Raw genomic sequence first — 19,839 nt, 5'->3', positions numbered from 1 at the left:
GAAGAGGGACGCTGTGAATTGGTGCAGGCGATGACCGCGGACCTGTCCCGGCTCACCGGATTACGATCGGGTAAGAGTTCGTTCTACCCGCAGTATCGCGGTGCGGCCGAGCGCCTCGAACGCGTCGTGCATGCCTTGGAGTTGATCTCGCGGGCTTTGGTGCGCACCGTCGAGGGGCCGGAAACCCTCGTCTGCGCGGTCGCGGAAGCTGCCCGTGCGCATCTGAGTGCCAACTGGATTGTCTTCGCCTTGGCTGACGGAACTTTGCCCGACGCCGGACCACGGCGACTGGTTCTCGGCCCGGACGCCACCCCTTTTCTGGTCGACAATGTGGAGGGGCCGCCACTTCCGGAGGATGTCGTCGAATGCCTCGACGACATCCGGTACGGAAGAATCGAATCCAACTCGGTGATCGACGCGCACTACGCGTTTGTGCCGATCGTGCTCGGTGGCGGCGTGGTAGGTGCCTTTGCAGCCTGGACGCCGGCCAACCGAACCCTCGACACGACGGACGGAGCCGTGCTCAGCATTCTGGCCAGCCAGACTGCTGTGGCTCTGCAGAATTCGGCGCTCTATCAGCGCGGACAACTGCTGCTCGAGCGTGCCGAAGATGCGTATGCGGAGGCCAATCGTACTGCAGCCGACCTTGCGGTGCGCAACAGCGAATTGGAGTCCACCCAGCGTCAACTCGGAGTGGCGCACCGGCACCAAGTGGTCGACGACGAACGTCACCGGATCGCCCGCGAACTGCACGACAGTGTGACACAGGCGGTGTTGTCGGCCGGCATGCAGATCGAGGTCTGCCGGAGTGACATCCCGGAGGCTGAACGCAGTGAAAGACTGGACTTGGCAAAGGATTTGACCAGGAGGGCGGTCGAGCAGCTTCGTTCGGCGATCTACGCGCTCAATCATTCGTCGGACGCGGACCGGACGTCGTTGCCCGAGATGCTCGAGCAACTCGGCGTGGTTCACATGCCGGACGAGTTGGCGGTGAGCGTTCGCGTCGGCGGTACCCCGACCGAACTTCCGGGCGATGCCGAACACGCTCTTCTCCGGATCGCGGGGGAAGCTCTCTTCAATGCAGCGGTCCATGCTCACGCGAATCGGGCGGTGCTACGTCTGACCTATCGGGCGGACTCCGTGTTGCTGTCGGTCTCCGACGACGGTGACGGCGACCCTGCGCGAATGCGTCTGATCCTCAAACTCGCAGCCACCAACGACGTCGACGGCCGCCATCGCGGTCTCGCGAACATGCAGGCGCGAACACTCGAGTTGGGTGGTGCGCTCGAAGTACGGCGCGCGCGGATCGGTGGGATTCAGATTCTCGTGCGACTACCACTGCCGTTCGACTCGGGCATGGAAAACCTTTGCTCCACCACTGAAATCGAGAGCGAGGAATCATGACCACTGCGCGTCCCGTCATCACCCGCGGAGCATCGCCGGTTCAGGGATTGGTTCGAATCGTCCTGGTCGACGACCATGCAATTCTGCGGCAAGGGCTCCGCTCGGTTCTCGAGCGCGAAAGCGATCTCGAGATCGTGGGGGAGGCGTCGTCCCTCGCCGAGGCACTCGCCGTGGTCGACAAGGTCGGCCCGGACATCGTCCTGATGGATCTCAAACTCTCCGCCAGTTCCGACTACGAGGGACTGACCCTGTGTGGCCAGCTGTCCTCGGCGCATCCCGGCCTCGGACTGTTGGTTCTCACCACGTTTCTCGACGATCAACTGGTGGTGCGAGCGGTGCACGCGGGTGCTCGCGGCTATGTCGTCAAAGACGTCGACACCACCGAATTGGTGCGTGCGATCAGGGCGGTCTCGCGGGGTGAGAGTGCGTTCGATTCGCGCAGCGCGTCAGCTGTCGTGCGATCGCTCAACGGGCAGTCGTCGTCGAAAGAACGATTGACCGATCGCGAACTCGAAGTGCTCAGACTCCTCGCAAACGGCTTGTCCAACATCAAGATCGGTGAGAGATTGTTCATCTCACCGACCACCGTCAAGTTTCACGTCAGCAACATCATGCGCAAACTCGAGGTGAGCCGTCGAGCAGAGGCCGTCTACGCCGCGAGTAAGCAAGGTCTGATCTAGCTCTGCTCGGAGACCGTCCAGGCGCGCAGCGCTTGATGCTGTAGGAGGAGCACGCTCGAACGAGTTGTGCGCAGAGTCGACGCGGTCATCTCGGCAGTCAGACCCACTGCGATTCGTAGTACCAGAACCTCACGTTGGTCGTCGGTCAGGCGACGCGGGCGTTTGAATTGTCCGTCGATGTTGCGTGACTGGGGAATTGACGCAATTCGTCGAGAGGCCAACTCGTACGCGAAGGTCTCGATGCGTGTGTCGGCCGAGATCGTGTCGGACATTCGTGTGACGACGTCCAGGGTGCATTGGTGGGCGAGATCGTCGGCGAATGTCGCGACGGGCGTCCCGAGGAGTCTGGCGCGATAGTAGAGAACGACGCGAGGGTGCAACCGGGCCAGTAGTTTCGACAGTGCATGGTGATCACCGGCGAATGCCTCGGCGGCGGTGCGATTCAGGGAAATCGATCGTTCACAGGTTTCGGGTGAAGCGGTACGCGCGAAGGGTGGAGTCGGTGAAGTGTTCGCGCCCCTGATCGACAGCTTCATCAGCAACTCCTCGATTACACCGCACCTGACCATGCTGGAACGAGAATTGAGGTACCCCGCCGAAATTGCGGGTAAACCTGAAGTTACCTGCCAGGTGTCCGGTCTTTTCGCCGGGAGCGCCAGTCCGCGAGCATTCGCGGCATTTCCGCGGCCATGAAGTCGAAGAAGTCGCGCAGATCGGCCATACGATCGCCGGCTGTTGTTCCTTCACCGAGGACTCGTATGCCCTCGTCCGCAACTGCCGAGACCTGGTAGAGCGAGGACTGTTTCGTGACAAACGCGTCGGCCCACATGTCGACGCTGACGCAGTAGTGCTGACGCCGCGATCCGGGGACGGCCACACGCTCGATCAATCCGACTTGCTGGAGGTATCGGACGGCTCCGGAAATGGCGGCGGGGCTCACTCCCAACCGAGATCCGAGATCTCCTGGCGTGGACGAGGGTGTCTCGCTGGTCATCAACGCGGCCCAGACGCGGGCGGGCATCGGCGGAAAACCCATGTCGCTCAGTACGAGTGAGAGTCGCTCGACATAGTGTCGGCTCTCGTCCGGTGCAACGGTGTGGCTGGTGTCGGTCATCGGAACCCTTCGATCTTTCCGTCTTTTCTATCTTCACACATTTGTGAAATCGGCGTACGGTCAAATTCATGGGTGCGGCAATTTCAGTGAAAAGCCTCGTCAAGACCTTCGGTACCACCCGCGCGCTGGACGGCCTCGACCTCGACGTCTCGACGGGTGAAGTGCACGGATTCCTGGGGCCGAACGGTTCCGGAAAGTCCACCACTATTCGGGTGCTCCTCGGCCTGCTCCGCTCGGACTCCGGAGACGCAACCGTTCTCGGCGGCGATCCGTGGCGAGACGCTGTTACTTTGCATCGACGTCTCGCCTATGTGCCTGGCGACGTGAATCTGTGGCCCAACCTCACCGGCGGTGAGGCTATCGATCTGTTGGCGGGCCTGCGCGGTGGCTTGGACCGAAAACGCCGCAGCGAGTTGCTCGATCGCTTCGAATTGGACCCGACCAAGAAGGCGCGTACGTACTCGAAAGGTAACCGGCAGAAGGTTGCACTCGTGGCCGCGTTCTCGTCCGACGTCGACCTTTACGTCCTCGACGAACCCACATCGGGGCTCGACCCGTTGATGGAGGCGGTATTCCAGGACTGCGTCGAGGAGGTGGCTCACGCCGGAAAGACGGTACTGCTGTCGAGCCATATCCTCGCCGAGGTCGAAGCGCTGTGCGATCGCGTGAGCATCATCCGCGACGGGCGAACGGTGGAAGAGGGAACACTGTCCGAACTCAGGCATCTCACGCGCACGTCCGTCGCGGCGGAGACGCAGCGTCCGATCGGTGGACTCGACGGACTCGGCGGTGTCCACGACGCGGTGATCGACGGTAACCACGTCACCTGCGAAGTCGACAGCGCGCAACTCGGACCACTCATGACGTACTTGGTCGGATTCGGAATCGTGGCGCTCACTTCCACTCCGCCGACTCTCGAAGAACTTTTCTTGCGGCATTACGGTGACGAACGGGCTAGGGAGACTTCGGTACACCTGCGAGCCGAGACCGGAGTACGGCCGTGACCGTTGTTGTCGAGGCCGCTCCACCGGTACCGGCCTCGGCAAGTCAATTCACCGGCACACGCCGACTGGTTCGGCTGGCTTTGCGGCGGGACCGAATTCAGCTCTCCGTGTGGGTTATCTCCATCGTTTTGTTCATGCTGCTGGTTGTCGCCAGTGTGACCGGGCTGTACTCGACACCCGAGGAATTACGAAACATCGCAGTCAGTTCCGCGGTATCGCCGGTCGCGCTGGCGACCAACGGGATCGTGTCCGGTGATTCGCAGGGCGCGATAGTCGCCAGTCAGTCGGTGCTCGTGTTCGCGTTGGTGGCCGCATTGATGAGCACCCTAGCGGTGGTTCGCCATACGCGACAGAACGAGGAGACCGGCCGAGCCGAGATGATCGGTGCAGCGGTGGTAGGTCGACGAGCGCTCCTGACCTCCGCATTGATCGTAACGGTCGGTGCGAACGTCGTTCTTGCACTGGGAATTGCACTGGGATCGATCGCCGTCGGTTTGCCTGTCGTCGGTTCGTTCGCGTTGGGCGCCTCGATAGGTGGGACCGGAATCGCGTTTGCCGGAGTGGCAGCCGTGACGGCGCAGATCACCGACGGTGCTCGTACGGCCAACGGCCTGGCGGGTGCCGCGATCGGCGTTGCCTTCATGCTGCGCGCGATCGGCGACGTGAACAGTACGGTCGTCGACGACGGAACTCGGGTGGTCAGTGGCTGGTTGTCGTGGCTCTCGCCGATCGGATGGGCACAACAGATCAGACCTTTCGACGACGACGCCTGGTGGATCCTGTTGTTGCTGATCGGATTCGCGGCTGTGCACGTGGTGGTGGCTTTTGTTCTCATCGGCCATCGCGATCAGGGAGCGGGACTCGTTCAGCCCCGACCCGGCCCGCCAGTCGCGGCATCGTGGCTACCGTCGGCTTGGGGCCTGGCGTGGCGCATGCAGCGAATGACGATGTTCTGGTGGATCTTTGCCGTTGTCATACTCGGGTTCGCGTACGGCGCTGTGGGCAACGAGATCGACGCGATGGTGGGATCGTCGCAGCAGACCGCGGAGATGTTCGAGAAACTTGGCGGCGGCGGATCGGATCTGGTGGATTCCTACTTGGCCACTGCTCTGGGGCTCACGTCGATAGTCATCGCGGCGTATTCGGTCCAGAGTCTTCTCCGGATGCGGGGCGAGGAAACTTCGGGACGGCTCGAACCGTTGCTGGCAACGTCTTTGTCGCGGTGGAGGTGGATGCTTTCCCACCTGGGTGTGGTTGTGGGCGGCGTGATCCTCGCGCACGTCTTGATGGGTGCCTTCACCGGTTTTGCCTTCGGGCTCGTCACGGACGACATCGGCGGCAACACACTTCGCATGACTGGCGCCGCGTTGGCCTATCTGCCTGCGGTGCTCGTAGTCGTGGGGTTGGTGTCGTTGGCTTTCGGACTGTTTCCGACGTACGCGTCGGCGCTCTCCTGGGGAATCTTGGCGGCATGCATCGTGCTCGGGCAACTCGGCACGTTGCTGAAGCTTCCGCAGGTAGTGCTGGATCTGTCGCCCTACACTCACGTGCCGGGTGCCCCTGCCGAGCCGGTGACAGTTCTGCCACTGCTGGCAATGATCGTTGTGGCAGTGGTGCTTTCGACAGCATCGCTTGTTGCGTTCCGTGCTCGCGACCTCCAGGTGTAGGAGAGCTGAAACTCAACTCAGAATTCGACGAAGCTGGCGAGCCCGAGCAGCAAGTCGTCCGGTCGAGTCGAATAGTTCGGATTCGTCAACACAGAGAGTGTTCGTCGCCCAGGCAGTCCCGTGGCGTAGGCGATACCACGGTGACAGTGTTCGGGGATCTGCCGTGAGGTACTCCGGGGTGAAATGCGCGGTGAACTCGATGGTCGGTATGGCCACGGGCATCGTCAGTGTCGCGAACAGTCCGGGCGGAAGCGCGTCGAGAAGTACCGCGGCACGCTCTTGGGCCGTGAAATCGAGGTCTGTGAGCAGGCGGATCCAGACGTCGAATTCAGGGGAGTCGCCACCGGCGAACGGCCTCGCGGAATTGATCGGCCGGATGTCGAGGTGCTGGGCGAACGGCACAAAATCCACCGGGATCTCCAGCGGCGGCAGGGTTGACGGGTCGGCCGGAGCCGGTTCGGCGACAGGGGCGGACATTGTTGTAGCTCCTATGTCGCGGGCCAACCGAACGAGAGCGGATCCCGAACCGGTCAGCGTGACGTGGCAACTGACGGTCCGCCCGCCCCGCATCTCGCCGACAGTCAACTCGGCCGGCCCAGGAGGAACGGGGCGGTCCAGATGCGCCGTGACTGCCAGCGGTTCGGCTCCGGACGCGTCGGCCGCCACCCGCAGCATCCGTGCAATTGCGAGTCCGCCCTGGATGCCGTTGAAACTCCGCCAACTGGAGTCGAATTCGGTGTGATGACGCGCTGCGTCGGTCGACGGCGCGGCCGCCACTGATGCCTGACTAGTAATTGCCATAGTCAGCACCCTAGATGCTGACTATGGCTATGGCAAGCTAGGGTCTATTCGGGAGTGCTGGACGACCCACCGAAGAGCATGTAGATGAGGATCTGAAGAATGCCGAGAGGATTGATCTCGCCGAGGCTGCTCATGTGTGAGGAACTCCTGATTGCAGGGATGGGTATTGTTGCGTCGCAACGTCACTGAAAGTACGGCAATTCGAACAGTGTGGTGCGAAATTTACCGATAATTCACTGTCCGCGAGTCGAGCGGCAGTGCAGGTAGGCGTCAGTGACCACGTCGAGAACGCGATTGCCGTGTGCATCGACCAATTTCGCTGTGATGGTCACCAATCCTCGCGCGCGATTGTCGAACACGACGTTGTCGACGGTGACCTTTCCGCTCAGGGTGTCACCGGGGCGAAGCGGACGGAGGAAGCTCACGTCGCGCATGGTTTTCCCGGCGATCACGTTCCACTGGTCGTAGAGACTGGCGACCACCAACTTCTGGCAGATCGACAGGGTGTGCAGCCCGCTGGCGATCAACCCGCCGAAGACGCCGGACTCGGCGGCTTCCTTGTCGACGTGAAACCACTGGGGATCCCACTGAGTTGCGAACTCGACGATTTCCTCTTCGGTCACCGAATACGAACCCAATGGGATCACTTGGCCGATCTCGAGATCCTCGGCGAACACTGCGCGTTTGTGAAGGGCGGCCGAATCGTTCATGGTTGTGAAAATCTCCTGCGTGTTCCGGGTGTACTCGGAACATACTCTCGCAGTGTGTTCGAGTCGGTCTCCGGTGTCGTCGGGCAATGCAGGGTCACTAGAATCGCCACATGGTCGACGACGCGAAAATCGAGCCGAGGGCGCTGGTAGGAAAGTGGCACTTCGAGCGGGACATCGTCGACCGCCTTTCCGGTTCCACCAAGCATGTATTCGGCGAGACCACTATCTCCGACGCCGGTGACGGTCGGATGCGCTGGTACGAGAGCGGCACGCTGCGTGACGGCGACCTGGAATTACCCGTGTTCCGAACTCTGTTCGTTGCCGAGCGCGGCCTCGAGTGGGCCGTGACATTCGAAGACGGCAGAGAGTTCCACGACTGGGCGCCGGGGGAGGAAGTCGAGCACCTGTGCGGTGCGGATACCTACCGCGGGCGAATCGACGTCACTGCCGGAGATCGATCGACCTGGACTGTCGTCTGGACCGTGACGGGGCCGAGCAAGGACTACACGATGACCACGCATCTCACCCGGCCCTGATCACATCGCTCGCCAGTTACTCGACGCCGATCGTCACCTCGGTGGACTTCACGAATACCGTTGCGGCTTGGCCTGGTTCAAGATCGAGATCCAGTGCGGCATCGCGGGTGATCGACGAGGTCACAATCTGATTCCCGCCGTCCAACTTCACCTTGACCGTCGCCATGACGGTGCCGAGGTTGACCTCGGTTATGGTGCCGGTGAGTTGATTTCGTGTGGACAGTCGCATCGCTGAACTCCTGTGCTCTCGGGTGGGTGTTCTTCGACCATAATGCGATGGTCGCGTATCTACCCAGCGATTCCGCAGGTGCGGACATGCGGGCGCCGCCGGTGCGCGAATATTGTCGGGCGGTGGAGGTAGATTCCGGTCATGACTGAACCCGTGAAAGGCCCGGCGTCGTATTTTCCGTCGATCGAGAAGAAGTACGGTCGGCCGATCGGTGAATGGCAAGAGCTGATCAGAAGCTCAGACCTCACGAAGCACATGGAATTGGTCAACTGGTTGAAGTCGGAGCACGGTATGGGTCATGGGCACGCGAATGCGCTTGTCGCCCATACGCTGAAAGAAGGGTAGTTCTTTTCAGGCGGCCGATGCGTCCAGCACCAACCAGCCGCCGTGATGCTCGAATACCTCGAACGGCACACGGCTCTGCCGGCCGACCGCACGCAGTGACTCGAGATCGAAAGTGCGGATGTGGCCGTGGCACGCGGTGGCTTCGTATTCGAAGGGGACGGCAAGGACGACCCGTTGACGCGCGATCCGGAGTGCTTGCGCGATCACGGCCTCGCCGACTGCGTCGTCGACGTGTTCGAGGAGATGAATCGCGGTGACGGTGTCGGCGCTGTTGTCCGGTGCCGGTACTTCACCCGCGTCGCAGATCACCGTGTCGATCGTGATGCCGAGTTCGGGGGCAACCGCGTCGAGCAGGATCATCGTTCCGGGCAGGATGTCCGTGGCGGTCACGTCCATTCCGGCGCGCGCGAGCCGCAGGGGCAGGAAACCGAAGCAGGAACCCAGATCGAGCACGGAACCGCGGACCAGCTCTTCGGCTTTGTCGTGAATCGGCGCGAAATCTGCAGTGCCGTCCAGTAGTTCGGCAAGTGAGTTCCGGTAGTAGGTGGTCCAGGATTCGAGAGCGCCGTCCACGGTGGAGCGAACCAGGCCGACCATCGTCAACTCGAATTCGTCCTGACCGAACTCCGCGTCCTGGATGGACGAGGTGACTCCGGCGACGAGTCGCTCACTCAGATCGGCGGGAGTGAGGGAGTGCCTGACGTGGAGGCGACCGCCTCGGCGATCGAGCGAGATCGGACCGGACTCGACGCGTTCGACGGTGACATGCCCGAACGACCACAAGCCCGGCGTCGACGGCGCCAGGGAATCCAGGACGGGTTCGTTCGTGATGGTGGACATGATCGCCTTTCTCAGGTGGTGATGCTTTCTCAGGTGCTGATACCGGTCCGCAGGGACTGCGTACCTGTTTTCAAGAGTTCCGGTAGCTCGAGTGAATCGTCGGTGAGCCACTGCTCGTACGCCGACATCGCGACCCCGAGCAGAAGATAGCCGACCGTGCGTGGGCCGTGATCGGTCGGCTCGAGATTCATTCGGCGTGCGACGTAGTCGGCGACCACCTGCCGCCAACCTTCGTACATCACCACAGAGTATGCCTGAAGCGTCGGAACTTCGAGGATCAATTCCATCCGTTTGCGATGTACCGCAGTCTCTTCCGGTGGGAAGGTGTTGAACGTCAACAATGCGGATTCGAGTGCGTCGACCAACGGAATATCAGCGGGCAGTGAATCCAGGTGCTCGCGCATCTCGTCGAGATGTCCGTCGAAGTCTCCCCAGGGGACGGCGTTCTTGGACGGGAAGTAGCGAAAGAAGGTCCGACGCGCGATGCCGGCGGCATCGGCTATCTGGTCGACGCTCACCTCGTTGAAGCCGACTGTCGAGAACAGTTCGATCCCGATCGTGCTGATTCCCTCCTTCGTTGTGGAGGGGCGACGACCTATCCGAGCGGACGGTTTCTTGCGGCTACGCATACTTTTTTCGCTCCATGTGTGTCATTCTGCACTCGATGCCATTACAGTGGTGAACCGAGTCACAGTGAAGTCCCACTAGTGACCACCAACTCCCAGGTTGGAAGTCTGATCTACAGACTTCCAGACGGAGTGCGACCGCAGGAGGAATCCATGTCAGATCGTGACAACAAGGCGCTCGAGAACGACCTCGTCGAGGAGTCCCTCGTGGAGGAAGTTTCCATCGACGGCATGTGCGGCGTGTACTGACCGTGTCTGCTTTGGATCTCGATGCGGGGTGGAAACTCCACCCGCAGGTAGCGCTTCGCCCCGAACCTTTCGGGGCGTTGCTCTACCACTTCGGAACACGCAAGCTGTCGTTCCTGAAGAACACGACCATCGTTGCGGTGGTCAAGGCGTTGCCAGACCATCCTGATGTCCGGTCCGCACTACGTGCGCAAGGCATCGAAGATGACGCGGCTCCCCAATATGCCCGCGCGCTGAGCACTCTCGCCGACTCGCACATGATCGTGCCTGTCTGAGCCAGACGCTCGCCCCCACGTGCGGAACAGCCCTTCCGCACGTTCGCCCGCTTCATTTCTTCGCGAGGACACAGCCATGACCTCAGTTCTTGAACAGCCCTCCCCGCCCGCCAAGGTGGGTCGCCTCGTCGATCAGTTCGAACTCGGACTCGACGCCCCCATCTGCCTGACGTGGGAACTCACCTACGCCTGCAACCTGTCCTGCGTGCACTGCCTTTCGTCGTCGGGTCGTCGTGACCCCAACGAGCTGAGCACCGAACAGTGCAAGTCCATCATCGACGAGCTGCAGCGTATGCAGGTTTTCTACGTCAACATCGGTGGCGGCGAGCCGACGGTACGCTCCGACTTCTGGGAGCTCGTCGACTACGCGACCGACCACCAGGTTGGTGTGAAGTTCTCCACCAACGGCGTGAAGATCGACAAGAAGGTCGCGGCGCGCCTCGCAGCCAGTGACTACGTCGACGTGCAGATTTCCATCGACGGTGCCACCGCTGAGGTCAATGACGCTGTGCGCGGGCCTGGTTCGTTCGCGATGGCCGAGCGCGCTCTCGCGAACCTGAAGGAAGCCGGCTTCAAGGACGCCAAGATTTCGGTGGTCGTCACGCGGCACAACGTCAGTCAGCTCGACGAGTTCAAGGCTCTCGCGGACAAGTACGACGCGACCCTGCGCATCACTCGACTGCGTCCTTCGGGCCGCGGCGCCGACGTGTGGGACGACCTGCACCCGCGTCCGGAGCAGCAGCGTGAGCTCTACAACTGGCTGGTCGCCAATGGCGAAGGCGTCCTGACGGGCGACTCGTTCTTCCACCTCTCCGCCTTCGGCGATGCACTGCCCGGTCTCAATCTCTGTGGCGCGGGCCGCGTCGTGTGCCTGATCGACCCGGTCGGTGACGTGTACGCATGCCCCTTCGCGATTCACGAGCAGTTCCTCGCCGGAAACATCGTGAAAGACGGTGGATTCCAGGAAGTCTGGCAGCACTCGGACCTGTTCGAGGAGCTGCGCTCGCCCCAAACCGGTGGCGCCTGCAGCAAGTGCAACCACTACGACTCCTGCCGCGGCGGCTGCATGGCGGCCAAGTTCTTCACCGGACTGCCGATGGACGGACCTGACCCCGAGTGCGTCATCGGTAACGGTGAAATGGCACTGGCGTCGGCGGGCGAGGTCCCGAAGTCCAGTGTCGACCACTCCCGTTCCGGTCAACGTAAGACCCCACGCGCATCGGTGCCACTGACACTGATGATGCGTCCGCCCGCCAAGATTTGTGACGAAAACCCGCTTGCGGGAATGCAGTAACTACTGCGCGATACCGACAGTGCGGCGAAAGCTGCACCCCAGAGAGGTCAGTTCAATGGCTAAGAATGCTTTCTTCGAGACGGTGGCAGAAGCACAGCGCCGTGCGAAGAAGAGGTTGCCCAAGTCCGTGTACGCGGCGTTGGTGGCGGGATCCGAGAAAGGGCTGACGGTCGACGACAACGTCGCGGCATTCAGCGAATTGGGTTTCGCTCCCCACGCTGCCGGGCTGTCGGACAAGCGCGAGATGTCCACCACCATTATGGGCCAGGACATTTCGTTGCCCGTCATGATTTCACCGACCGGTGTGCAGGCAGTGCACCCCGACGGTGAAGTAGCGGTAGCCCGTGCGGCTGCAGCACGGGGAACAGCCATCGGACTGAGTTCTTTTGCCAGCAAGTCCATCGAAGAAGTTGCCGCGGCCAACCCGCAGGTCTTCTTCCAGATGTATTGGGTCGGTAGCCGCGACGTGCTCCTGCAGCGTATGGAGCGCGCTCGCGCTGCCGGTGCCAAGGGCCTGATCATCACCACCGACTGGTCCTTCTCGTACGGTCGCGACTGGGGCAGCCCGTCCATCCCCGAAAAGATGGACCTCAAGGCGATGTTCCAGTTCGCACCCGAGGGAATCATGCGCCCGAAGTGGTTGCTCGAGTTCGCCAAGACCGGCAAGATCCCGGACCTGACCACCCCCAACCTCGCGGCTCCCGGCCAGCCTGCACCGACGTTCTTCGGCGCATACGGCGAGTGGATGCAGACTCCGCTTCCGACGTGGGAAGACATCGCCTGGCTTCGTGAGCAGTGGGGTGGACCGTTCATGCTCAAGGGCATCATGCGCATCGACGACGCCAAGCGAGCTGTCGACGCCGGTGTCTCCGCTATCTCGGTCTCCAACCACGGTGGTAACAACCTCGACGGCACCCCGGCGCCGATCCGTGTGCTCCCGGGCATTGCCGAGGCCGTGGGCGATCAGGTGGAAGTTGTTCTCGACGGCGGCATTCGACGCGGCGGCGACGTCGTCAAGGCGCTCGCACTCGGAGCCAGGGCCGTCATGCTCGGGCGCGCCTACCTGTGGGGCCTCTCGGCCAACGGCCAGGCCGGTGTCGAGAACGTGCTCGACCTCATGCGGATGGGCATCGACTCGGGGCTGATGGGCCTCGGCCACTCGTCCATCACCGAACTGAGCCCGGCGGACCTGGTGATACCGGAAGGGTTCACACGCACATTGGGTGCCAGCTGAGATTACGGCTCCGATAGAGCTGTGAGTTGACACTCGACGAACACACGACCCTGGCCGGACGCCTCGTCCGGTCCAGGGTTGTTTTCGGTCCGCACGAGACCAATCTTGCTGTGGGACGCTCGCTTTCCGATCGGCACCGTGCGTACTACCAGCGCCGCGCCGAGGGCGGAACCGGGATCGTCGTCACCGAAGTGGCCTCGGTATCGGAGAACGACTGGCCGTACGAGCGGGCACCGTTGGCGTCGCAATGTGGCCCGGGGTGGCAGTCGATCGCGGCTGCATGTGCTCCGTACGGAACGCTGGTTCTGGCCGGGCTCGGTCATACCGGGATGCAGGGATCGAGCGCATACTCCCAGTCGGTGCTGTGGGGACCGTCAACAGTGGCCGACCCGGCGACGCGTGAGTTGCCGATGGCAATGGGGCAGGCGGAAATCGACCAGTTGATAGCCGGCTTCCGTGAGGCGTCGGCGCTGGCCGTCGCTTCGGGAATGGACGGAGTGGAACTCGATGCCGGTCCTCGAAGCATTCTGCGACAATTCCTTTCGGGTCTGACCAACACTCGGCAAGACCGATACGGTAGCGATCGCGTTGCTCTTGTTCGCGAGGTCATCTCGGCAGTGCGCGAGGAAGTCGGGTCGGATCACGTTGTCTCCCTGCGGTTGTCCTGTGACGAGGAAGCTCCATGGGCGGGCCTGACGCCCGATCTTGCCATCGGTATCGCATGTGAAGTGTCTCCGTTCCTCGATCTCCTTGTCGTCGTTCGTGGCGGACTCTATTCGTCTGACCGGTACCGCCCCGATTTTCACTGCCCGCCGAACTTCAACCTCGATCTGTGCCGTGAGATCAAGGCCGCTCTGTCGATTCCTGTTGTCGTGCAGGGGAGCGTCGTGGACATCGCCGACGCTCACGCGGCGCTGGAAGTAGGTGAGTTCGTCGAGATGACCCGGGCCCAGATCGCAGACCCGGACCTGGTCGTGAATGCCGCGCGCGGCGATCGTCCCCGGCCGTGTGTGCTCTGCAATCAGACGTGCCTCGTGCGTGATCCTCGCAATCCTGTCGTGACGTGCGTCGGGAATCCGAGCGCGGGTTTCGAGACGGTGGACCCCGATGAGCGAGAGCAGATTTCGACACCGGGAGCCGTGCTGGTCGTGGGGGGTGGCCCCGCTGGGATGGAAGCCGCACGGATCTCGGCGGTGGCGGGGCACTCGGTCACACTCGTCGAGAGTTCATCGCAGTTCGGCGGCATGATCCGAACTTTTGCGCGAGGTGACGGCCGTAGCCGGTTCGCACTCCTCGCGCAGTGGTTGGAGGACGAATGCCGTCGTAGCGGCGTGACGATGCGGACCGGGGCGGCGCTCGACGCCCAAGACCTGGGTGACGCACGCAGCCGGGGCGAGTTTGTTGTCGTTGCCACCGGTAGTGCTGCGAGGCCGCCGACGTATCCGGTCGACGATTCGGTTCGATGGTTGGATGCGTCGGAAGCCTTCGAGAAGTTGAGCACCGTGGGGCCGGGTCCGGTCGCGCTGATCGATCCCCTCGGTGGACCGATCGCGGTGGCGCTCGCAGAAGCACTCGCGGCCCATGGCATCTCCGTCTCGATTGTGACTCCCGACAGCATCGTCGGTTCGAGGCTCGGTGCGAGTGGGGATCTGGTCGGCGCCAACACGCGCATCCAGCAGGCCGGGGTCACCAGGGTGCTCGCGTCACGTGTCACCGAAATCACTCGAGGGGCCGTCTGCGTCGAACACGTCCATACCGGCGAGCGGTCACAGCTCGAGTGCGAAGTGGTGATCGACTGCTCGCCTCGTCTGCCGAACGAAACGCTGAAGGAAGAGGCCGACATTCAGGTGGGCGACTCGGTTGCCCCGAGAACTGTTCTCGAATCCATCCGCGAAGGGCGCTTTGCAGGGTTTACTACTAGAACGAGTTTCAATTCTGCAGAGAGGGCTATCTCATGACACAGGGTTCAGTTCGTTCGCTCGAAGGTCGCGTTGCTTTCATCACCGGCGCAGCGCGCGGTCAAGGACGTGCGCACGCGGTCAAGATGGCGCGCGAGGGAGCAGCGATCATCGCGGTCGACGTATGCGCGTCGGTGGCGTCGGACAATTCCTACGACGCAGCAACTTCCGAGGACTTTGCCGAGACGATACGTCTGGTGGAAGCGGAGGGCGGGAAGATCCTCGCCCGCGAGGTCGATGTCCGTGACGGCGCAGCGCTCACCGCGGTGGTCAAGGACGGCGTCGAACAGTTCGGACGACTCGACATCGTGGTCGCCAACGCCGGGGTCTGCAACTGGAATCGATTCTGGGAAATGTCGGACGAGCAGTGGGAAACCCTGATCGACATCAACCTGACCGGAGTCTGGAAAACCCTCAAGGCCTCGGTGCCGGCGATCATCGAGGGTGGGCGCGGTGGATCGATCATCGTGGTCAGTTCGGTGGCCGGACTCAAGGCGCTGCCCGGACAGGCGCACTACGCGAGCGCCAAGTTCGGTCTCGTCGGCCTGACGCAGGCCGCAGCAAAGGAACTGGGGGAGTACAAGATCAGGGTCAATTCGATCCATCCTTACGGAGTGAATACGCCGATGGGGGTCGACCAGGGCGCTCTCGAGGTATTTGCAAAGTTTCCGCAGTACCTTCCCAACTTCACTCCGATCCTCTCGGACATCGCTTTCGCCGAACCTGACGAGATCGCCGATACCGTCCTGTGGCTCGCCGGTGACGGTTCCCGCACCGTCACGGCAAGTCATATCGCGCTCGATCAAGGAAACTCCAAGGTCTGATGACGCCGTACCCGCGCCTCTTCGCGCCACTGCGCCTGGGCAACCTGACACTCCGCAATCGGGTCGTGTTCTCCGCACACCTGACCAATTACGCGGAGAACGGGTTGCCGACGGAGCAGCACGCGAGTTACTACGAGGCGCGGGCACGCGGCGGTGCGGGTCTGATCATCACCGAGGAGCACTCGACGCATCCTTCGGATCGACCGTACGAGAAGATGATTGCGGGCTATCGGCCGGAAGCGATCGAGGGATACCGGCGGATCACCGACGCCGTTCATGCGCATGGTTCGTCGATTCTCGCGCAGATCAACCACAATGGGGGTCAGGGCGCTGGAACCTATTCGCGATCGCCGCTGTTGGCGCCGAGCGCCGTTGCGGATCCGTTGTTCCGCGAGGTGCCCAAGGCTGTCGACGACGCGGACATTGCCGAGATTCTCGCAGGGTTCGCCCTTGTTGCGCGCAACTGCGTTGCCGGTGGCTTCGACGGGGTGGAATTGCAGGCGTCGCAGTCGTCCATCGTGCGCGCGTTTCTCGCACCCTCGACCAACCTGCGCACTGATCGCTACGGCGGGGGCGTGGCGAATCGTGCGCGTTTCCTTCTCGAAGTGCTCGGGGTACTGCGTAAGGCCATCGGCCCGGATCGTGTGCTCGGTGTGCGCCTGAGTGGATACGAAGGAACGCGGGGTGGCATCGAACTGTCCGACGCGGTAACCACCGCCCAACTCATCGAAGCTGACGGTCACGTCGACTACATCAACACGACCGTCGGAATGGCCACGGAAACACTGCATCTGGTCGAAGCATCGATGGCTGTACCCACCGGCTACGCCAACTTCGTCCCGTCTGCGATCAGGGAGGTCATCGATCTTCCAGTCGTCGGAGTCGGCCGTTTCAAGACGCCGGAGCAAGCCGAAGCTGCACTCGAGGACGGTGTATGCGATCTGGTGGGCGTAGTTCGCGGGCAGATCGCCGATCCGGATTTTGTGAACAAAGCGCGTGCTGGTCAATCGGTACAGGTGCGAACCTGCCTGTCCTGCAACCAGGAATGCGTCGGGCGGATGGGTCTGGGACGTTGGTTGGGGTGCACCGCAAATCCGCGCGCTGGTCGGGAATCGGTACCGCTGCCGATGCCGCGGCGACGGGGCCGCACGGTGGTGGTGGTCGGTGGCGGCCCCGCCGGCCTGCAAGCTGCGGCTACAGCGGCCCAGCGAGGTCATGCGGTGACGCTGTTCGAGCGTGAACGAAGACTTGGGGGACAGATTCTTACCGCCTCGGTGGTACCGGCTCGCCGTGAGCTCGCCGACCTCGTCCGGAATCTCGAATCTGAGTGTCGCCGAAGTGGTGTGACGATCGAGTTGGATGCTGGAGCTGATCTCGCGATCGTGGAGGAGCGCGCGCCCGAGGTGGTCGTGATTGCAACCGGAGCGCGGCCTTTACGCCCAGCGTGGGCGGGTAGATCAGAGCGTGTGGTGGGTGTTCGAGACGTTCTCGACGGCAAGATTCTGCCGAGTGGAACGGTGCTCGTCTACGACGAACTGGGATTCCATCAAGGTACGTCGGTGGCGGAGTTCCTCGCTGATCGAGGCTGTGCCGTCACGATCGCGACCAACGGCATGGTGGTCGCGCAGGACCTGAGCATCACCCTGGATTTCGAGGGGTGGAACCGCCGAGCGTTCGAGAAGTCGATCGGTCAACGGACAGATCTGATGGTGACTTCGGTGAGCGCTGGGGCCTCGCCGCTCGTGAGCTTGGTTCACCTTCCGACGGGTGTGACCGAGGAAGTTGCAGTCGACTGGGTGGTCTTCGCGACACAGCAGGAACCTGTCGACGAGTTGTGGAACACCTTGCAGGGAAGCTGTTTCGAGAAATTTCGCATCGGTGACGCCTTGTCTCCGAGGCGTTCGCACGCGGCCGTCATCGAGGGGCATCGGGCCGCGTTGGCGATATAGTCGTCCGTTTTGTCCCTGGTTCTCGAAAGTATGTTTTGAGCATGGACAGTCGGGAAGCGTGGCAACTGGATGGCGTGGGCCTCAAGGGTGAGGTTCTGGATCTGGTGCGCGCCCGGCACGAGTTGCAGTCGCGGATGGTGTTGCTGATCGTGGAGATGTTTTCCCGGGACGTTCTTGGCGGGAAGGGTTTTCGGGCGATCGCTCAGTGGTTGCACGGGTCGACGAATCTGGCGATCGGTGAGTGCAGTCTGCTGGTCGGGTTGGCGCGGTTGTTGATGCTCGAACCTGTTGTCGCGGATGCATTCCATCGCGGTGACGTGGATGCGTTGAAAGCCCGTCAGGTGGCGTCATTCTGTCAGCATCCACCGAAGAACATGACCTCGGCGGATGTGGACAAAGCCCGCGGGATCTTGTTGGGGTTGGCGTCGAAGAACATCGCCGATTGTGATGCGGTGCGGGCAGCGATCCGGCGGATCGAGAAGCAGTACGGCAAGCGTGAGGACGGCGTTCCGGTCGGCGAGGATTCCGAACGTAACGAGTTCTACGCCTCGAAAGGCTTGTACGGGCGGGTCACTGTGAAGGGTGATTTGGATGCTGTGAACGGGGCGCGTCTGATCACGTTGTTGTCGAGTCTGTCTGCGCCGACGCCGGAGAAGGACGGGGTGAAGGACACCCGCACGCCGGCGCTACGGCGGGCGGACGGGTTTTGCGAACTGTTGCGGCGGTACGAGCGGGCGGGGTTGGGTCCGATCGAGGGCGGGGTGAAACCGCACATCACGGTGACTGCGTCGGCGAAAGATATGACAGACCTTAAAGTTCTGAAAGACCTGTTGCCGTCCACCGAGGAGCTGGGATTTGCGTGGACGGATTGGGTGGGCCCGATCAGTATCGATACTGCCCGGATGTTGGCGTGCGACTGCACCGTCACCCGGATCCTCCTGGACGAGAATGGTGTTCCGCTCGACTGCGGCAAGGAAGCGAGAACGGCGACGGTTCCGCAGCGGCGGGCGTTGACGGTTCGTGATGGCGGGTGTGCGTTTCCGGGGTGCGGGACACCGTCGGGGTGGTGCGATGCCCATCATATTGTTCACTGGAACGATGGTGGCCCAACAGATCTCGACAATCTGATCTTGTTGTGCGGTCATCATCACCGGACACTGCACACACGGAGTGGCGGGTGGAGATCGGTCCGGATCGCAAATCGGTGTTCTATCCACCGATGTCGATCGATCCGTATCAACAGCCGATCGGCGGGAACAGCCCACCGACAGCGGCGTGAACCGCGACAACTGACGAATACGCCGGGGCACAACAATGCCCCGGTGTATCCGCATGCAGTGTTGCGGTGGGAGGGGCCCGCACCAATACGATCGGGGGATGAGTTCTCCGCGTGACCTTGCTGCCATCCCGAGTCCTGCGCTCGAGGGCACTGCGCTCACCGTCGTGGTCCCGGTCGGTTCTTTCGAACAACACGGACCGCACCTGCCTCTCGATACCGACACTCGGATCGCGAGAGCAGTCGCACAGGCTCTGCCCGACGTCGTCATGGCCCCGGCCATCGAATACGGGGCGAGCGGCGAACACGAAGGGTTTGCCGGCACGATTTCGATCGGTGCCGAGGCCATGGAAACCGTCGTCGTCGAATACGGAAGGTCGGCGTTCCGATGGACGAAGCGGGTGCTGTTCGTCAACGGCCACGGCGGAAATGGTCCCGCATTGGCCAAAGCGGTGGCACTTCTGCGGTATGAGGGGCGTGATGCTGCTTGGGTGCCGTGCGCTGTTCCGGGTGCCGACGCCCATGCCGGACACACTGAAACGAGCCTATTGCTGCACCTTTCGCCCGATTTGGTGCACATGAGCCTTGCTGAGACAGGAAATTTGTCTCCTATCGCGGACCTGATGCCAGGAATGCGTTCGGGCGGTATGGTCGCTGTGTCGCAAAACGGCGTTCTCGGCAATCCAGTCGGGGCTACCGCCGAAGACGGCGCATACATCTTCGGTGAGTTGGTAGGACGCGTGACGGATGGACTGGCCCGGTGGGAGCCTGGTCCAGATGGGAGGCTTCGGTGACGACCACGACCGAGTGGGGGCGGACGGTCCACC

Annotated in this window: 21 protein-coding genes and 1 pseudogene; 15 read left to right on the top strand and 7 right to left on the bottom strand. The window is 62.3% G+C overall.

All coding sequences use genetic code 11. From position 1 onward, the window contains the following. The first annotated feature begins 30 nt into the window (after window positions 1-30). Together ATN37_RS30380 and ATN37_RS30375 are read left to right on the top strand one after the other, a co-directional pair. Window positions 31-1,404 (top strand): GAF domain-containing sensor histidine kinase, encoded by a 1,374-nt coding sequence (locus ATN37_RS30380; RefSeq protein WP_003941844.1) that lies wholly within the window; start codon window positions 31-33, stop codon window positions 1,402-1,404. Then, complete coding sequence (locus ATN37_RS30375; protein WP_003942005.1) at window positions 1,401-2,084, top strand: response regulator transcription factor; 684 nt, start codon at window positions 1,401-1,403, stop codon at window positions 2,082-2,084. Before ATN37_RS30380 ends, ATN37_RS30375 begins: the two co-directional genes overlap by 4 nt. On the opposite strand, the gene ATN37_RS30370 is transcribed toward ATN37_RS30375, so the two are convergent. After that, entirely contained in the window at window positions 2,081-2,620 is a 540-nt protein-coding gene (locus ATN37_RS30370) for a hypothetical protein (RefSeq protein ID WP_007728324.1), read from the bottom strand. The genes ATN37_RS30375 and ATN37_RS30370 overlap by 4 nt on opposite strands. 83 nt (window positions 2,621-2,703) lie before the next feature. Then, window positions 2,704-3,198 carry a GbsR/MarR family transcriptional regulator gene (locus ATN37_RS30365; RefSeq protein WP_007728322.1) on the bottom strand — a complete coding sequence of 165 codons (495 nt, stop codon included), beginning with the start codon at window positions 3,196-3,198 and terminating at the stop codon, window positions 2,704-2,706. A gap of 68 nt (window positions 3,199-3,266) precedes the next feature. Between ATN37_RS30365 and ATN37_RS30360 the strand changes: the two genes are divergently transcribed. Beyond that, on the top strand, window positions 3,267-4,202 hold the full coding sequence (locus ATN37_RS30360; RefSeq protein ID WP_003942009.1) for an ABC transporter ATP-binding protein: 936 nt from the start codon (window positions 3,267-3,269) through the stop codon (window positions 4,200-4,202). Continuing rightward, entirely contained in the window at window positions 4,199-5,869 is a 1,671-nt protein-coding gene (locus tag ATN37_RS30355; RefSeq protein WP_214927355.1) for an ABC transporter permease, read from the top strand. Before ATN37_RS30360 ends, ATN37_RS30355 begins: the two co-directional genes overlap by 4 nt. Window positions 5,870-5,881: 12 nt before the next feature. On the opposite strand, the gene ATN37_RS30350 is transcribed toward ATN37_RS30355, so the two are convergent. Together ATN37_RS30350 and ATN37_RS30345 are read right to left on the bottom strand one after the other, a co-directional pair. Next, the gene (locus tag ATN37_RS30350) at window positions 5,882-6,670 is read right to left on the bottom strand and encodes a thioesterase family protein (RefSeq protein ID WP_218696045.1); all 789 of its coding nucleotides are present in this window, start codon (window positions 6,668-6,670) and stop codon (window positions 5,882-5,884) included. 233 nt (window positions 6,671-6,903) lie between these two features. Then, the gene (locus ATN37_RS30345) at window positions 6,904-7,380 is read right to left on the bottom strand and encodes a MaoC/PaaZ C-terminal domain-containing protein (protein ID WP_007728315.1); all 477 of its coding nucleotides are present in this window, start codon (window positions 7,378-7,380) and stop codon (window positions 6,904-6,906) included. 110 nt (window positions 7,381-7,490) lie between these two features. Between ATN37_RS30345 and ATN37_RS30340 the strand changes: the two genes are divergently transcribed. Continuing rightward, a complete protein-coding gene (locus tag ATN37_RS30340; protein WP_042920992.1) occupies window positions 7,491-7,916 on the top strand; it encodes a DUF6314 family protein in 426 nt (141 codons plus the stop codon). Between the two features lie 16 nt (window positions 7,917-7,932). Here ATN37_RS30340 and ATN37_RS30335 read toward each other — a convergent pair whose 3' ends face one another. Continuing rightward, window positions 7,933-8,145: a molybdopterin-binding protein gene (locus ATN37_RS30335; RefSeq protein WP_003942061.1), complete on the bottom strand. Its 213-nt coding sequence runs from the start codon at window positions 8,143-8,145 to the stop codon at window positions 7,933-7,935. A gap of 141 nt (window positions 8,146-8,286) precedes the next feature. On the opposite strand from ATN37_RS30335, the gene ATN37_RS30330 reads away from it, so the two are divergent. After that, window positions 8,287-8,490 carry a DUF4287 domain-containing protein gene (locus ATN37_RS30330; protein WP_007728313.1) on the top strand — a complete coding sequence of 68 codons (204 nt, stop codon included), beginning with the start codon at window positions 8,287-8,289 and terminating at the stop codon, window positions 8,488-8,490. 6 nt (window positions 8,491-8,496) lie between these two features. On the opposite strand, the gene mftM is transcribed toward ATN37_RS30330, so the two are convergent. Next, the gene (gene mftM, locus ATN37_RS30325) at window positions 8,497-9,330 is read right to left on the bottom strand and encodes a mycofactocin oligosaccharide methyltransferase MftM (protein ID WP_218696044.1); all 834 of its coding nucleotides are present in this window, start codon (window positions 9,328-9,330) and stop codon (window positions 8,497-8,499) included. A gap of 29 nt (window positions 9,331-9,359) precedes the next feature. Further along, entirely contained in the window at window positions 9,360-9,959 is a 600-nt protein-coding gene (gene mftR / locus ATN37_RS30320; protein ID WP_007728311.1) for a mycofactocin system transcriptional regulator, read from the bottom strand. Between the two features lie 150 nt (window positions 9,960-10,109). On the opposite strand from mftR, the gene mftA reads away from it, so the two are divergent. The 9 genes and pseudogenes from mftA to mftE all read left to right on the top strand — a co-directional run bounded on the left by mftA (window position 10,110) and on the right by mftE (window position 19,806). Beyond that, window positions 10,110-10,205 (top strand): mycofactocin precursor MftA, encoded by a 96-nt coding sequence (gene mftA / locus ATN37_RS30315; protein WP_063836238.1) that lies wholly within the window; start codon window positions 10,110-10,112, stop codon window positions 10,203-10,205. Beyond that, a complete protein-coding gene (mftB, locus tag ATN37_RS30310) occupies window positions 10,190-10,477 on the top strand; it encodes a mycofactocin biosynthesis chaperone MftB (protein WP_007728309.1) in 288 nt (95 codons plus the stop codon). The genes mftA and mftB overlap by 16 nt, the downstream gene beginning before the upstream one ends. 76 nt (window positions 10,478-10,553) lie before the next feature. Further along, window positions 10,554-11,771: a mycofactocin radical SAM maturase gene (mftC, locus tag ATN37_RS30305; RefSeq protein ID WP_003942089.1), complete on the top strand. Its 1,218-nt coding sequence runs from the start codon at window positions 10,554-10,556 to the stop codon at window positions 11,769-11,771. Between the two features lie 55 nt (window positions 11,772-11,826). Further along, window positions 11,827-13,005 carry a pre-mycofactocin synthase MftD gene (gene mftD / locus ATN37_RS30300; protein WP_218696043.1) on the top strand — a complete coding sequence of 393 codons (1,179 nt, stop codon included), beginning with the start codon at window positions 11,827-11,829 and terminating at the stop codon, window positions 13,003-13,005. A 26-nt stretch (window positions 13,006-13,031) separates the two neighbouring features. Next, window positions 13,032-14,963, top strand: a complete 1,932-nt coding sequence (locus ATN37_RS30295; protein WP_218696042.1) for a mycofactocin system FadH/OYE family oxidoreductase 1 — start codon at window positions 13,032-13,034, stop codon at window positions 14,961-14,963. Beyond that, window positions 14,960-15,787 carry a mycofactocin-coupled SDR family oxidoreductase gene (locus ATN37_RS30290; protein WP_003941966.1) on the top strand — a complete coding sequence of 276 codons (828 nt, stop codon included), beginning with the start codon at window positions 14,960-14,962 and terminating at the stop codon, window positions 15,785-15,787. Before ATN37_RS30295 ends, ATN37_RS30290 begins: the two co-directional genes overlap by 4 nt. Continuing rightward, window positions 15,787-17,736, top strand: a complete 1,950-nt coding sequence (locus tag ATN37_RS30285) for a mycofactocin system FadH/OYE family oxidoreductase 2 (RefSeq protein WP_192712125.1) — start codon at window positions 15,787-15,789, stop codon at window positions 17,734-17,736. Before ATN37_RS30290 ends, ATN37_RS30285 begins: the two co-directional genes overlap by 1 nt. A gap of 41 nt (window positions 17,737-17,777) precedes the next feature. Next, a pseudogene (locus tag ATN37_RS30280) lies at window positions 17,778-19,015 on the top strand (DUF222 domain-containing protein). Between the two features lie 98 nt (window positions 19,016-19,113). After that, on the top strand, window positions 19,114-19,806 hold the full coding sequence (mftE, locus tag ATN37_RS30275) for a mycofactocin biosynthesis peptidyl-dipeptidase MftE (protein ID WP_214514516.1): 693 nt from the start codon (window positions 19,114-19,116) through the stop codon (window positions 19,804-19,806). Window positions 19,807-19,839 lie beyond the last annotated feature (33 nt).

The organism is Rhodococcus sp. MH15 (genome assembly GCF_019266045.1).
Classification (GTDB): Bacteria; Actinomycetota; Actinomycetes; order Mycobacteriales; family Mycobacteriaceae; genus Rhodococcus_F; species Rhodococcus_F qingshengii.
Note: the sequence above shows the minus strand (reverse complement) of the source record. Positions and strands in the feature narration are given on the sequence as shown.